The organism is Kitasatospora sp. NPDC047058 (assembly GCF_040643935.1).
Lineage (GTDB): Bacteria > Actinomycetota > Actinomycetes > Streptomycetales > Streptomycetaceae > Kitasatospora.
Genome location: NZ_JBEYVJ010000937.1, coordinates 1 through 1,116 on the forward strand (window position 1 = coordinate 1; position 1,116 = coordinate 1,116).

The window sequence follows — 1,116 nt, forward strand, 5'->3', positions numbered from 1 at the left end:
GCGGTCCGGGAACGTGCACCCACCGCAACCGTCGCCTCCGCGGAGGACAAGCCGGAGGACGACCGGTGGGAGCACGAAAGCAGATCGGAACCGAACCGGCAGGAGCAGTAAGGAATCAGTAGCACCTGAGGTTGACATGGCCGGCGAGAAGACCGGATCCGGTGGGCCGAGCGGTATCGGCGATCGCCCACAGGACGACTTCGTGGCAAGGAACCTGGCCGATCCTTCGGAGCGGCCGGCCAGAACGCTGACGCTCAGTGGCCTGCTGGGCGACAGCGACCGCGCCGGATTCCGGCGGCTCTACTTCAACAAGCAGTTGGACTACTACGCCGAGTTCGCTTCCTCGGACGTGGTGTCGGTGGAGACCGTCGAGAGCGACCGGCCGCCGTTCGTCGGACTCGAGGCGACGAAGGTCACCCTGCGTCGCGATGCGACGGTGCAGTTCACCCAGGTGCAGTCCGCCGCTCCGCTGGACGAGTTCGACCTGGACCTCCGGCTGGGGCGGCCGCGCCGGACGGACACGGTGCCGACGACGGTGGAGCCCTCGGAGCCGCAGACCTGGGAGGCCGAGTGCCCGGGGCCGACGTTCGGCGGCGACTGCGAGACCAACTTCGCCTGCGGCACCGACATCGACTGTCCGACGGGGTTCGGCACCGCCTGCAAGCCGCACACCTGCCGGTGCACCGAGAACGCCGGGTGCGCCACCGCCGGTGCCACGTGTGAGACCTGCGCCGGGGCCACCTGCGCCACCTGCGGTGAGAACACCTGTGCCACCTGCGGCGAGGCCACGTGCCACACCTGTGGCGAGGCCACTTGCCGGACCTGTGCCGGGGCCACGTGTGTCACCTGCCGCGGGGCCACCTGCCTCACCTGCGCCGGTGGCACCTGCCGCACCTGCGGCAATGCCACCTGCGTCACGTGCCACGTGTGCGCGACCCGCGACACCTGCAACCCCCACGTGTTCACCTGCGGCCCGAACCCGCAGTGCCGACGCTGAGGACTCGTATGACGACATCCGGCACCGCGCCGTCGGCCGCACCGGTCTTCCCGTGCCGCCGCACAAGGCTGCTATCGGCATGTCCACAACAACACTGTTTCCTGGGGGGAACCATGTCC

Annotated in this window: 1 protein-coding gene; it reads left to right on the forward strand. The window is 69.5% G+C overall.

The annotated features are described in order from the left end of the window. Window positions 1–202: 202 nt before the first annotated feature. A complete protein-coding gene (locus ABZ885_RS41780) occupies window positions 203–997 on the forward strand; it encodes a hypothetical protein (protein WP_360200522.1) in 795 nt (264 codons plus the stop codon). The last annotated feature ends 119 nt before the right edge of the window (window positions 998–1,116 follow it).